The 13,090-nt window shown below is 53.0% G+C and carries 15 protein-coding genes; 11 read left to right on the forward strand and 4 right to left on the reverse strand.

Features of this window, described 5'->3' with window-relative positions; genetic code table 11:
- Nucleotides 1-37 precede the first annotated feature (37 nt).
- The 10 genes from rsfS to lipA all read left to right on the forward strand — a co-directional run bounded on the left by rsfS (nucleotide 38) and on the right by lipA (nucleotide 9,875).
- Nucleotides 38-355, forward strand: coding sequence for a ribosome silencing factor (rsfS, locus tag ACOTX3_RS06720; protein ID WP_003858696.1), 318 nt, complete (start codon nucleotides 38-40; stop codon nucleotides 353-355).
- Between the two features lie 3 nt (nucleotides 356-358).
- Nucleotides 359-826 carry a 23S rRNA (pseudouridine(1915)-N(3))-methyltransferase RlmH gene (gene rlmH / locus ACOTX3_RS06725; RefSeq protein ID WP_058679340.1) on the forward strand — a complete coding sequence of 156 codons (468 nt, stop codon included), beginning with the start codon at nucleotides 359-361 and terminating at the stop codon, nucleotides 824-826.
- A 28-nt stretch (nucleotides 827-854) separates the two neighbouring features.
- A complete protein-coding gene (gene mrdA / locus ACOTX3_RS06730) occupies nucleotides 855-2,756 on the forward strand; it encodes a peptidoglycan DD-transpeptidase MrdA (RefSeq protein WP_013097589.1) in 1,902 nt (633 codons plus the stop codon).
- A gap of 2 nt (nucleotides 2,757-2,758) precedes the next feature.
- A complete protein-coding gene (mrdB, locus tag ACOTX3_RS06735) occupies nucleotides 2,759-3,871 on the forward strand; it encodes a peptidoglycan glycosyltransferase MrdB (RefSeq protein ID WP_013097590.1) in 1,113 nt (370 codons plus the stop codon).
- A 16-nt stretch (nucleotides 3,872-3,887) separates the two neighbouring features.
- Complete coding sequence (rlpA, locus tag ACOTX3_RS06740; protein WP_058679341.1) at nucleotides 3,888-5,000, forward strand: endolytic peptidoglycan transglycosylase RlpA; 1,113 nt, start codon at nucleotides 3,888-3,890, stop codon at nucleotides 4,998-5,000.
- Between the two features lie 139 nt (nucleotides 5,001-5,139).
- The gene (gene dacA, locus ACOTX3_RS06745) at nucleotides 5,140-6,351 is read left to right on the forward strand and encodes a D-alanyl-D-alanine carboxypeptidase DacA (RefSeq protein ID WP_013097592.1); all 1,212 of its coding nucleotides are present in this window, start codon (nucleotides 5,140-5,142) and stop codon (nucleotides 6,349-6,351) included.
- A gap of 105 nt (nucleotides 6,352-6,456) precedes the next feature.
- Entirely contained in the window at nucleotides 6,457-6,720 is a 264-nt protein-coding gene (ybeD, locus tag ACOTX3_RS06750) for a DUF493 family protein YbeD (RefSeq protein ID WP_003858718.1), read from the forward strand.
- A 95-nt stretch (nucleotides 6,721-6,815) separates the two neighbouring features.
- A complete protein-coding gene (lipB, locus tag ACOTX3_RS06755) occupies nucleotides 6,816-7,457 on the forward strand; it encodes a lipoyl(octanoyl) transferase LipB (RefSeq protein ID WP_058679342.1) in 642 nt (213 codons plus the stop codon).
- A gap of 291 nt (nucleotides 7,458-7,748) precedes the next feature.
- A complete protein-coding gene (locus tag ACOTX3_RS06760; protein ID WP_127869246.1) occupies nucleotides 7,749-8,702 on the forward strand; it encodes a YbeF family transcriptional regulator in 954 nt (317 codons plus the stop codon).
- A gap of 207 nt (nucleotides 8,703-8,909) precedes the next feature.
- Entirely contained in the window at nucleotides 8,910-9,875 is a 966-nt protein-coding gene (gene lipA, locus ACOTX3_RS06765) for a lipoyl synthase (RefSeq protein WP_013097595.1), read from the forward strand.
- 81 nt (nucleotides 9,876-9,956) lie between these two features.
- Here the strand turns inward: lipA and tatE are convergent, their stop codons facing one another.
- Both tatE and ACOTX3_RS06775 read right to left on the reverse strand, forming a co-directional pair.
- Nucleotides 9,957-10,160: a twin-arginine translocase subunit TatE gene (tatE, locus tag ACOTX3_RS06770; protein ID WP_013097596.1), complete on the reverse strand. Its 204-nt coding sequence runs from the start codon at nucleotides 10,158-10,160 to the stop codon at nucleotides 9,957-9,959.
- Between the two features lie 125 nt (nucleotides 10,161-10,285).
- Entirely contained in the window at nucleotides 10,286-11,074 is a 789-nt protein-coding gene (locus ACOTX3_RS06775; protein ID WP_038980982.1) for a deaminated glutathione amidase, read from the reverse strand.
- Between the two features lie 67 nt (nucleotides 11,075-11,141).
- Between ACOTX3_RS06775 and crcB the strand changes: the two genes are divergently transcribed.
- Nucleotides 11,142-11,525: a fluoride efflux transporter CrcB gene (crcB, locus tag ACOTX3_RS06780; protein WP_029882131.1), complete on the forward strand. Its 384-nt coding sequence runs from the start codon at nucleotides 11,142-11,144 to the stop codon at nucleotides 11,523-11,525.
- Between the two features lie 219 nt (nucleotides 11,526-11,744).
- On the opposite strand, the gene cspE is transcribed toward crcB, so the two are convergent.
- Both cspE and pagP read right to left on the reverse strand, forming a co-directional pair.
- Complete coding sequence (cspE, locus tag ACOTX3_RS06785) at nucleotides 11,745-11,954, reverse strand: transcription antiterminator/RNA stability regulator CspE (protein ID WP_002439184.1); 210 nt, start codon at nucleotides 11,952-11,954, stop codon at nucleotides 11,745-11,747.
- Between the two features lie 191 nt (nucleotides 11,955-12,145).
- Nucleotides 12,146-12,763, reverse strand: a complete 618-nt coding sequence (gene pagP / locus ACOTX3_RS06790; protein ID WP_155687007.1) for a lipid IV(A) palmitoyltransferase PagP — start codon at nucleotides 12,761-12,763, stop codon at nucleotides 12,146-12,148.
- Nucleotides 12,764-13,090 lie beyond the last annotated feature (327 nt).

Below are 13,090 nucleotides of genomic sequence, written 5' to 3' on the forward strand. Positions count from 1 at the left end.
TCATAGTTGCACAATCTCATTCACCCAGGGGGAAAACTTGCAGGGTAAAGCACTCCAGGATTTTGTTATCGACAAAATTGATGACCTGAAAGGTCAGGACATCATCGCTATCGACGTTAAGGGTAAATCCAGCATCACCGACTGCATGATCATCTGCACCGGTACGTCTACTCGCCATGTGGTTTCAATTGCCGATCATGTTGTGCAGGAATCACGTGCAGCAGGGCTGTTACCGCTCGGTGTTGAAGGTGAAGCGACCGCTGACTGGGTGGTTGTCGATCTTGGCGATGTGATTGTCCACGTCATGCAGGAAGAGAGCCGTCGCCTGTATGAGCTGGAAAAACTCTGGGGTTAATGCGTGAAGTTGCAGCTGGTCGCCGTCGGCACCAAAATGCCGGACTGGGTACAAACCGGTTTTACTGAATATCTGCGTCGTTTCCCTAAAGATATGCCGTTCGAGCTGGTGGAGATCCCCGCCGGAAAGCGCGGCAAGAACGCGGATATCAAACGCATTCTTGATAAAGAGGGAGAACTGATGCTGGCTGCCGCAGGCAAAAACCGCATCGTGACCCTCGATATTCCAGGCAAGCCCTGGGATACGCCGCAGCTGGCGCACGAACTGGAGCGCTGGAAGCAGGATGGTCGTGACGTCAGTCTGTTGATTGGCGGGCCTGAAGGGTTGCCCCCTGCCTGTAAAGCGGCGGCAGAACAAAGTTGGTCTCTCTCCGCGCTGACGCTTCCCCACCCGCTCGTTCGGGTACTGGTGGCAGAAAGCCTGTACCGCGCGTGGAGCATTACTACCAACCACCCCTATCACCGCGAGTAATGACTGACCAGGGTAGATTAAGCAGCGGATGAAACTACAGAATTCTTTTCGCGACTATACGGCTGAGTCCGCGCTGTTTGTGCGCCGGGCGCTGGTCGCCTTTACGGGGATTTTGCTGCTTACCGGCGTGCTGATCGCCAACCTTTATAATCTGCAAATTGTCCGCTATACCGATTACCAGACGCGCTCAAACGAAAACCGCATCAAGCTGGTGCCTATCGCCCCCAGCCGCGGCATTATTTACGACCGTAACGGCACCCCGCTGGCCTTAAACCGCACCATCTACCAGATTGAGATGATGCCGGAAAAAGTCGACAACGTGCAGGATACGCTGGAAGCATTGCGAAGCGTTGTCGATCTTAACGATGACGATATCGCTGCGTTCAAGAAAGAGCGCGCCCGTTCTCACCGTTTTACCTCCATTCCGGTTAAAACCAACCTGACGGAAGTCCAGGTCGCCCGCTTTGCCGTCAACCAGTACCGTTTCCCCGGTGTGGAAGTGAAAGGCTACAAACGTCGCTACTACCCTTACGGTTCCGCGCTGACGCACGTGATCGGCTACGTATCCAAGATCAACGACAAAGACGTCGAGCGTCTCGATAAAGACGGCAAGCTGGCAAACTACGCCGCGACGCACGATATCGGTAAGCTGGGAATTGAACGCTATTACGAAGATGTCCTGCACGGGCAGACCGGCTATGAAGAGGTGGAAGTTAACAACCGTGGCCGCGTTATTCGTCAGCTGAAAGAGGTGCCGCCGCAGGCAGGACATGACGTCTACCTGACGCTCGACCTGAAACTCCAGCAGTATATTGAAACCTTACTGGCAGGCAGCCGTGCGGCAGTTGTCGTGACCGATCCGCGTACCGGCGGCATTCTGGCGATGGTCTCCATGCCAAGCTACGACCCTAACCTCTTTGTCGATGGGATTTCCAGTAAGGACTACTCCGGCCTGCTTAATGACCCGAACACGCCGCTGGTCAACCGCGCCACGCAGGGGGTCTATCCGCCGGCGTCCACGGTGAAACCTTACGTCGCCGTCTCGGCGCTGAGCGCGGGTGTCATCAACCGCAACACCAGCCTGTTTGACCCGGGCTGGTGGCAGTTACCGGGTTCAGAGAAACGCTATCGCGACTGGAAAAAATGGGGCCACGGTCATCTGAACGTGACGAAATCGCTGGAAGAGTCTGCGGATACCTTCTTCTATCAGGTGGCCTACGACATGGGTATTGACCGCCTGTCAGAATGGATGAGCAAATTTGGCTACGGCCATTACACCGGGGTCGATCTCGCCGAAGAACGCTCCGGCAACATGCCAACCCGCGAGTGGAAGCTAAAGCGCTTTAAAAAGCCGTGGTATCAGGGTGATACCATTCCGGTGGGTATCGGCCAGGGCTACTGGACCGCAACCCCGCTGCAGATGAACAAAGCGATGATGATCCTTATCAACGACGGCGTGGTGAAAGTCCCGCACCTGCTGCAAAGTACCGTTGAAGAGGGCAAAAAAGTGCCGTGGATCCAGCCGCATGAACCGCCAGTAGGGGATATTCACTCCGGCTTCTGGGAGATCGCCAAAGACGGGATGTACGGGGTGGCAAACCGCCCGAACGGTACCGCGCATAAGTATTTCGCCGGTGCACCGTATAAAGTGGCCGCCAAATCCGGTACGGCGCAGGTCTTCGGCCTGAAGGCCAACGAAACCTATAACGCGCACCGCATTGCCGAACGACTGCGTGACCATAAGCTCATGACGGCATTTGCACCTTATGATAACCCGCAGGTGGCGGTGGCAATGATTCTGGAAAACGGTGGCGCAGGGCCAGCCGTGGGCACCATCATGCGCCAAATCCTCGACCACATCATGCTGGGTGATAACAACACCGAACTGCCAGCTGAAAACCCGGCGGCCGCTGCGGCGGAGGACCAATAATCATGACGGATAATCCAAATAAAAAATCGCTGTGGGATAAAATCCACATCGACCCAGCCATGCTGCTGATCCTGCTGGCTCTGCTGGTCTACAGCGCTCTGGTTATCTGGAGCGCCAGTGGCCAGGACATCGGCATGATGGAGCGCAAAATTGGCCAGATCGCGATGGGGCTGGTCATTATGGTCGTCATGGCGCAGATCCCGCCACGCGTCTACGAAGGCTGGGCCCCCTATCTCTACATCTTCTGTATTATTTTGCTGGTTGCGGTAGATGCCTTTGGGGCCATCTCCAAAGGCGCACAGCGCTGGCTGGATCTCGGCGTAGTTCGCTTCCAGCCCTCGGAAATTGCCAAAATCGCCGTTCCACTGATGGTGGCACGCTTTATCAACCGCGACGTCTGTCCGCCATCACTGAAAAACACGGCCATCGCGCTGGTATTGATTTTCCTGCCAACGTTGCTGGTGGCGGCGCAGCCTGACCTTGGTACCTCGATCCTCATCGCCCTCTCCGGCCTGTTTGTTCTCTTCTTGTCGGGCCTGAGCTGGCGTCTGATTGGTATTGCGGTGGTGCTGGTTGCCGCGTTCATCCCTATTCTCTGGTTCTTCCTGATGCATGATTACCAGCGCCAGCGCGTGATGATGCTGCTCGATCCGGAAACCGATCCGCTGGGTGCGGGCTATCATATTATTCAGTCCAAGATCGCGATTGGCTCCGGTGGCCTGCGCGGTAAAGGATGGCTGCACGGCACCCAGTCGCAGCTGGAGTTCTTACCAGAGCGCCATACCGACTTTATCTTTGCGGTCCTGGCGGAAGAGCTTGGGTTGGTCGGCATCTTGATCTTACTCGCGCTGTATGTACTGTTAATCATGCGCGGGTTGTGGATTGCCGCGCGCGCGCAAACCACCTTTGGCCGCGTCATGGCGGGCGGGTTAATGTTGATTTTATTCGTTTATGTCTTCGTAAATATTGGTATGGTGAGTGGTATTCTGCCGGTTGTAGGCGTTCCGCTTCCGCTGGTGAGTTACGGAGGCTCGGCACTGATCGTGTTGATGGCCGGGTTTGGTATCGTGATGTCGATCCATACCCACAGAAAAATGTTGTCAAAAAGCGTATAAAAATAAGGGGATCGGAATGCGTAAGCAGTGGCTGGGGATCTGCATTGCGGCAAGTTTACTTGCGGCGTGCACAAGTGATGATGGTCAGCAACAGGCAACCGTCGCGCCGCCGCAGCCTGCGGTGTGTAATGGCCCAATCGTTGAAATCAGCGGCGCCGATCCCGTTTATGAACCGCTCAACGCCAGCGCGAATCAGGATTATGAGCGCGACGGCAAAAGCTACAAAATCGTTCAGGACCCTTCCCGTTTCAGCCAGGCGGGTTTCGCCGCCATTTATGATGCGGAACCCGGGAGCAACCTGACGGCATCAGGAGAAGCGTTCGACCCGACTCAACTCACTGCGGCACACCCGACGCTGCCTATCCCAAGCTACGCGCGTATCACCAACCTGGCGAACGGCCGTATGATCGTGGTCCGCATTAACGATCGCGGTCCGTACGGTAACGACCGTGTGATTTCGCTGTCGCGCGCCTCCGCCGACCGCCTGAACACCTCGAACAATACCAAGGTTCGTATCGACCCCATTATCGTGGCACCGGATGGCTCGCTCTCCGGGCCGGGTACCGCGTGTACGACAGTGGCGAAACAGACCTACGCCCTTCCCGACCGTCCGAATCTTGACGGTGGCATGGGGAGCGTCTCATCGCCAGCCGAGCCTTCTCAGCCAGCAGGCGAAGTGCGTCCTATCAGCAACGACACGTTGCAAAGCGATGACAGCACTGGCGCACCGGTAAAGAGTAGCGGTTTCCTGGGGGCTCCAACGACCCTGGCCTCCGGCGTGCTGGAAGGCAGTGAGCCTACCCCGGCGCCTGTTGCCGCCCCCGTTGCGCAGCAGCCTGCCCCCGTCACCGCTCCGGCAACGACCCAGAGCGCAGCGGTAGCAGCGACTGCTGCCGCTTCCAGCGGCGGCTTTGTCGTTCAGGTGGGCGCCGTCAGCGATCAGGCCCGCGCGCAGCAGTATCAACAGCGCCTGAGCCAGCAGTTTGGCGTTCCAGGCCGCGTTGAACAAAACGGGGCGGTGTGGCGTATTCAGATGGGACCGTTTGCCAGCAAATCGCAGGCAGCGACCCTGCAGCAGCGTCTGCAAAATGAAGCGCAACTCCAGTCATTTATCGCTGTAGCGAAGTAATGTATCGGCGGCATCCGAATTGTCAGTTTGTGTAAAAGTCATTCACAAACTCATGCTTAAAGTCGGATGCCTGCCTGAATAGCATTTGCTATAGTAAGGCACTTTTTTTAATTCCATCACGGATGTCGTAGTTCTGACCATGAAGACCACTTTTTCTGCTCGTTTTGTGCAGCGCATGGCGCTGACCACGGCCCTTTGCGCTGCTGCGCTCTCCGCAGCTCACGCCGATGACCTGAACATCAAGACCATGATCCCTGGCGTTCCGCAAATCGATGCGGAATCCTACATCCTGATCGATTACAACTCTGGCAAAGTTCTGGCAGAACAGAATGCCGATGCCCGCCGCGATCCGGCCAGCCTGACGAAAATGATGACCAGCTACGTTATCGGCCAGGCGATGAAGGCTGGTAAATTTAAAGAAACAGACCTGGTCACCATCGGTAACGATGCGTGGGCAACCGGCAACCCGGTCTTTAAAGGCTCCTCTTTAATGTTCCTGAAACCGGGTATGCAGGTTCCTGTCTCTCAGCTGATTCGTGGTATCAACCTGCAGTCCGGTAACGACGCCTGTGTCGCCATGGCCGATTTCGCTGCGGGCAGCCAGGATGCGTTTGTGGGCCTGATGAACAGCTACGTTTCTGCGCTGGGCCTGAAAAACAGCCACTTCCAGACCGTTCACGGCCTGGATGCGGAGGGTCAGTACAGCTCTGCGCGCGATATGGCGCTGATTGGCCAGGCGCTGATCCGCGATGTACCGAACGAATACGCCATCTATAAAGAGAAAGAGTTTACCTTCAACGGTATTCGCCAGACCAACCGTAACGGCCTGCTGTGGGATAACAGCCTGAACGTTGACGGCATCAAAACCGGTCATACCGACAAAGCGGGTTACAACCTGGTCGCCTCTGCTACCGAAGGTCAGATGCGCCTGATCTCTGCCGTGATGGGCGGTCGTACCTTTAAAGGCCGTGAGACAGAAAGCAAAAAACTGCTGACCTGGGGCTTCCGTTTCTTCGAAACCGTGAACCCACTGAAAGCAGGTAAAGAGTTTGCCTCTGAGCCGGTCTGGTTTGGTGATAACGATCGCGCCTCCCTGGGCGTGGACAAAGATCTGTACCTGACCATTCCACGCGGACGCATGAAAGACCTGAAAGCCAGCTACGTGCTGAACACCACCGAGTTGCATGCACCGCTGCAGAAAAACCAGGTTGTAGGCACCATTAACTTCCAGCTGGATGGCAAAACTATCGATCAGCGCCCGCTGGTTGTCCTGCAGGAAATTCCTGAAGGCAATTTCTTCGGCAAAATCATTGATTACATTAAATTGATGTTCCATCACTGGTTTGGCTAAAAATCGAACACTTGAAAGTGTGATTTTGATCCCCATATACTAAGTATCCTGATAACTCCCACCTGACGTGGGAGTTATTCTTTTTGACGTTACGCCGGAGCTGACATGAAAACCAAACTTAACGAACTGCTTGAATTCCCTACCCCATTTACTTACAAAGTAATGGGTCTGGCGAAACCTGAGCTGGTTGATCAGGTGGTTGAAGTGGTACAGCGCCATGCGCCGGGTGACTACTCTCCGTCAGTAAAACCAAGCAGCAAGGGCAACTACCACTCGGTATCTATTACCATTACCGCAACACACATTGAGCAGGTTGAGACGCTGTACGAAGAGCTCGGCAATATCGAAATTGTTCGTATGGTGCTGTAGTCCCTCTGCGGTTACCCGGTTTGCCGGGTAACCCCTCTCCCCCGCTGTGATATACTCCCCCTCATCTTTTGTCCCTCGTCTTCGGAGACGTCGTTTTGTATCAGGATAAAATTCTTGTCCGTCATCTCGGGCTGCAACCTTATGAGCCTGTCTCCCAGGCTATGCATGACTTCACCGACTCACGTGATGACACCACCCCTGATGAAATCTGGCTGGTAGAACACCTGCCGGTGTTTACGCAGGGGCAAGCGGGAAAAGCGGAACATTTATTGATGACGGGCGATATCCCGGTTATTCAGAGCGACCGCGGCGGGCAGGTTACGTACCATGGCCCAGGGCAACAGGTGATGTACGTTCTCCTGAACCTCAAACGCAGAAAGCTGGGCGTACGTGAACTGGTCACTCTGCTTGAGCAAACGGTCGTCAACACACTGGCGGAATACGGTATTGATGCGCATCCGCGGGCCGACGCACCGGGAGTCTACGTGGGCGAGATGAAGATCTGCTCGCTGGGGCTGCGTATCCGTAAAGGCTGCTCGTTTCACGGGCTGGCTTTGAACATTAATATGGATTTGAAGCCCTTCCAGCGCATCAATCCCTGCGGCTATGCCGGGATGGAAATGACGCAAATGTGCCAGTGGGTTGATACGGCAACAACAGAAAATATCCGTCCTGTGCTCTTAGCTAATATGTTAGCACTACTTAACAATCCCCCGCACAAATATATCACTGCTTAATATATTATACATCGTGGCTCGATAATTTGACGGGCCACGATTTAATTGCCGCTTTTACACTTTACAATAATCCGCAGATTCTATATTTTCGAAGCGCTCGAATATTACCGTTCCATATTATTTAGCCTCCCGTCAGCGCTGCGTGCAGGACCTAAGTAACTTGCGTGATAATCACTCAACTGGTTGTTTTTGATAAACAAGTGAAACAAAACCAACACTTTACGAATCTCTACAAGCATAATAAATAAATTCAACTATCATTCATGTTGTGAATGTGTACGGAGTAAAAGCGTGGAGTATAATAATTTACCAGCCAAACGCCTGAATGAACTCGGTGGCGAAGACAAGCCGCAAATTTTTCGGACTTTACGTAATATTGATCTCAATTTACTGACTATTTTTGAGGCGGTATATGTCCATAAGGGTATCGTTAACGCTGCGAAAATTCTTAATCTCACGCCCTCTGCAATAAGCCAGTCTATTCAAAAGCTGCGCGCTATATTTCCGGACCCGTTATTTATTCGTAAGGGACAGGGTGTCACCCCCACGGCTTACGCCACGCATCTGCATGAGTACATCAGCCAGGGGCTGGAGTCGATTCTGGGCGCGCTGGATTTAACCGGAAGCTACGACAAACAACGAACCATCACCATCGGCTGCTCTCCCTCTGTGGGGGTGTTGGTTATGCCTGCCATTTACCAGGCCGTAAAAGAGCATGCGCCGCAGCTGCTGCTGCGTAATGTACCGATCAGCGAACCTGACGTGCAGCTTGCCCAGTTCCAGACCGATTTAATTATCGACAGCGGCAGCTTCAGCGCCCGCGCGTTGGGGCAAAATGTCCTCTATGCCGACAACCTGGTGCTGGTCTGTCGCCAGCAGCATCCGGTGCTCAGCGAGCCGCTCACCATAGAAAATCTGCGTAACTACGATCACTCGTCATTTATGACGGAAGGACAGTCTCATCATGCGCTGCGCCAGCGTATCGATGACATTTTCCCGGAGCGCCAGATAAGCTTCAGCAGTTACAATATGTTCACTACCGCGTCCCTGATTGGCAGCAGTGACATGCTCTGCATCATGCCTTCGCGCCTGTATCATCTGCTGCGGAAATGCTGGCCGCTGGAGAGCATTCCGCTCAGCCAGTTGAATGCAGAATCTATTGAGATTTCACTGCATTACAATAAGCTCAGTCTGCGCGATCCGGTACTTGAAAATGTGATCCGCATCATCCGCCAGGCCTTCTGACAGGTTGACACAGCACAAGCCCCTGCCGCACGCAGGGCAAAAGGCACAAAACAACAACTATTTTACAAATTGGCGACCTGGCAGGCTGCTTTAACGACCGTTTCAATGATATACTGCCTGTCGTTCGTTCAAAAATAGTTGATAAATACAACATTCCCTTGAATTGAAACGCTTTCCTTCGATATTCGCAACTGGAACACGCACGCTATGAGTAAACCCATTGTGATGGAACGCGGTGTTAAATACCGCGATGCCGATAAAATGGCCCTTATCCCGGTTAAAAACGTGGCTACAGAGCGCGAGGCGCTGTTAAGAAAACCGGAATGGATGAAAATCAAACTTCCGGCCGACTCTTCGCGTATCCAGGGGATCAAAGCGGCGATGCGTAAGAATGGCCTTCACTCTGTATGTGAAGAAGCCTCTTGCCCGAACCTTGCTGAGTGTTTCAACCACGGCACCGCGACGTTTATGATTCTGGGTGCTATCTGTACCCGCCGTTGCCCGTTCTGCGATGTTGCTCATGGCCGCCCGGTAGCGCCGGATGCAAACGAACCTCAAAAACTGGCGCAGACCATTGCTGATATGGCGCTGCGTTATGTGGTCATTACCTCCGTTGACCGTGATGACCTGCGTGATGGGGGTGCTCAGCACTTTGCTGACTGCATTACTGCCATTCGCGAGAAAAGCCCGAACATTAAGATTGAGACGCTGGTGCCGGATTTCCGTGGTCGTATGGACCGCGCGCTGGATATCCTGACCGCAACGCCACCAGACGTCTTTAACCACAACCTGGAGAACGTACCGCGTCTCTACCGTCAGGTGCGTCCGGGTGCTGACTACAACTGGTCCCTGAAGCTGCTGGAGCGTTTTAAAGAAGCGCATCCACATATCCCTACCAAGTCAGGTCTGATGGTTGGCCTTGGTGAGACCAATGACGAAATCATCGAAGTGATGCGCGATCTGCGTCGCCACGGCGTGACCATGCTGACGCTGGGCCAGTATCTGCAGCCAAGCCGTCATCACCTGCCGGTGCAGCGCTACGTTAGCCCGGATGAGTTTGATGAGATGAAAGCGGAAGCGATGGCGATGGGCTTCACCCATGCTGCCTGCGGTCCGTTTGTGCGTTCCTCTTACCATGCCGATATGCAGGCAAAAGGCGAAGAAGTTAAATAACCCTGTAATATTCACTTACAGGAATACAAAAAAACCGGCCTGTTGAGCCGGTTTTTTTTCGCAAGCCTTAAGGCATTGCCGTTACTCTTTGTGAGAGAGCTTTTCAGCCGGAACGGTATCCTCGGCGCTTTTCTTCGCTGCCGCGTCATCGTCGTTCATCGCTTTCTTAAAGCCTTTGATGGCGGCACCCAGGTCACCACCCAGCGTGCGTAACTTCTTGGTACCAAACAGCAGGACGACCAGTGCGGCAACCACCAGCAGTTTGGTAATACTAATCTCACCCATAGATACCTTCTTTACTTAAAACAGGCTGCATTCAGCGTCAAAACCGGATCATATTAACGGTCATTTGGCGCGTGCACACAATAGCAACCTGTAACAAGGTGAATCAAGCATTGTTGAAAAAAACATCACAATAATTGCGGTGGCGCAAAACGTCGGTTGCGAAGAACAGGTAATTGCTGCCGTGCAAGCGCTATCCTTTCCGAAATTATCTCCGCCATCAGTAAAACCGGACCTTCCGCTGCAGCGGCAATCGTGACGCCCAGCGGGTCAATCACCCTGCTCTGCCCGATATTTTTATTGCCGCACTCCCCTGCCGCGACCACATAACAGGTGGTATCCAGCGCGCGCGCCGTAAGCAACGTGGCCCAATGATGCTCTTTCAGCGGCCCTTTAACCCACGCGGCAGGCAGAACAAGCACATCCGCTCCCTGTAATGCCAGGCTCAACGCCAGCTCAGGAAAACGCAAATCGTAGCAGGTCATCAGCCCAATGTTTAAACCATCAACCGCGATCAGGGGCGGAACGCACTCCCCCGGGTCAACCAGGCGCGACTCCTGGATACTGAACGCATCATAGAGATGAAGCTTGGCATAGCTGGCGATGATGACGCCGCCACGGATGGCTACCAGTGTGTTAACTGCCCGGCCAGGGGTTGACGGCACATGGACCGTCAACATTGTGGTCATGTCATTACCCGCACTCTCGGCCAGTAATTGCTGTAAAAACGCGCCATCAAGCGGCTGCGCGGATTTCACCGATAAATCCGGGTCGTTATCATCGCGAGCCAGCAAGGCTTCCGGCAGCACCAGCAACGACGCCCCCTTCTGTTGTGCCTGTTTCATCAGCGAGACACACTGCGCCGCATTCTCATGCCAGCGAGGCGTGACCGCAAACTGCCCTACCGCAACATACATATTTGTCCCCTGATTATAAACAGCGTTAAACTCGCCACTCTTACACATCAAATAGCAGGTATTTACAGTGTTACAACTCCTTTTAGCTGTTTTTATTGGTGGGGGGACGGGGAGCGTTGCGCGGTGGTTCCTGAGTATGCGGTTTAATCCACTGCATCAGGCGATTCCAATGGGAACACTGGCAGCAAACCTGATTGGTGCGTTTATCATAGGCATGGGTCTGGCCTGGTTTAACCGTATGACGCACATCGATCCCATGTGGAAAGTATTGATTACCACCGGGTTCTGCGGCGGTTTAACCACCTTCTCCACCTTTTCTGCGGAAACGGTGTTTTTGTTTCAGGAAGGCCGTATCGGCTGGGCGTTGCTGAACGTTGCGATAAATATGCTCGGCTCTTTTGCGATGACCGGGATCGCATTCTGGCTATTTTCTTCCGCCAGCCCCCACTAACTGCCGAAGCGTTAATGTTGGCTTAATTTTTCTCTGTCACTCTGGTGCCAATACAGAACGAGGGTGACAGAATGAAAGAGAGTTTAATGAGCGCAGGCGTGGTGTTGTTGAGCGTGCTGATCGTTGCCAGCTTCCTGAAGATGTATCTGCTTGGCTGATGCAAAACGAAAAAAACCCGCTCAGTGAGCGGGTTTTGAAATTCTTGCTGACGCGTCTGAATTACAGAGCGATTACGTTAGCAGCAGAAGGGCCTTTGGCACCGTTAGTGATTTCGAACTCTACACGCTGACCTTCAGCCAGAGTTTTGAAACCATTAGACTGGATTGCAGAGAAGTGTACGAACACGTCTTTGCTGCCATCTTCAGGAGTAATGAAACCGAATCCTTTGGACTCATTAAACCACTTAACGTTACCTTTAATCTTAGACATCAAAATTACCTTTACATTAAAAAACGACACAAATGCTGTGTCGGTTACCAGTACAACAATTGTGGGACCTTTTGTCCAGCGGATCTTTGATAAAAAGTGACTAAAGTCGCGTTAATTTTCGCTGGCGGATTTTTATCCCATATGAATCAACGACTGCGCATTTTTTTCACCGCTTTGTCAGCTTTTTTCAGTTAAAACTGAAAACGCATCCAGGCGAAGTAAACGTTACCGTTGTTGTACGTACCGGGAATGTAGGTCATCTGGAACGTTGCAGGACCATAACCAATTGAGGCCAGCGGCAGCAGAACCGGAATGGGGATATAGTTCCAGTTGTCGCGTGCAGTCACCCCGGCGGTATAGCCCAGGCCAACGTGGAAGTTGTCGTCAGCTAAGGGACGCCAGGTTTTCTCCCAGCCATAGCCACCGATCGGTTCCCATTTGTTAAAGGAGTCTTTAAAGGCCATCAGATAAATACCGTGCCAGTTGCCCTTTTCGTCCCAGCGCGACTGACCAAAACCTGCCCCCCACGGGCGCTCGTTATATTTGTCGGTCTTTTCTTTGTCATAGGCAAAGCGTGCATGCCAGGTGATGGCCGGCACGTAGAGATCATAGTGCTCTGGCGCATTCCAGGTCTGCGAAACATTATCCGTAAAGGTGGAGAACCAGCCCTTATCCGTCGCGTTCTCTTCAGCCTGTGCCACAGAAGAGAGCGTTAACTGTGCAAAAATAAACAGAAAAATGAAGAAAAATTTATTACGTACGATCACAATGCAATTACCATTCTTAGTATTCGAGGCAAAGTTTACCATACAATAGTTGAATGGAGCCTTAACGGCATCGGCATTACTCCTAATTAATCAGCCACTTTGCGAGAATATTCTGAGAGCGGCACGGCGGCGTGTTGAATAATCTTCTCCCGGGCGCGTTTAAACCTTTTTTAATAATGCCCACCGGCAAAAATAACCACTCTATTAATATGGTTTTCAGGGCAAACATAACGCCCTGTCTTCAAGGTATAAAGATTATCATTAGCCACTACAGCCAGAGTTTTCGTGCTGCCCAGCCCCTTTCCCGCGAAACGCTGTACGGACCCCCTCACCAACGCGCACCGGCAGGAAAAGTCTTTTCCACACTTA

Origin of the sequence: Enterobacter cloacae complex sp. IR5384, from assembly GCF_049237265.1 — a bacterium.
In the GTDB taxonomy this organism is placed as follows: Bacteria; Pseudomonadota; Gammaproteobacteria; order Enterobacterales; family Enterobacteriaceae; genus Enterobacter; species Enterobacter cloacae.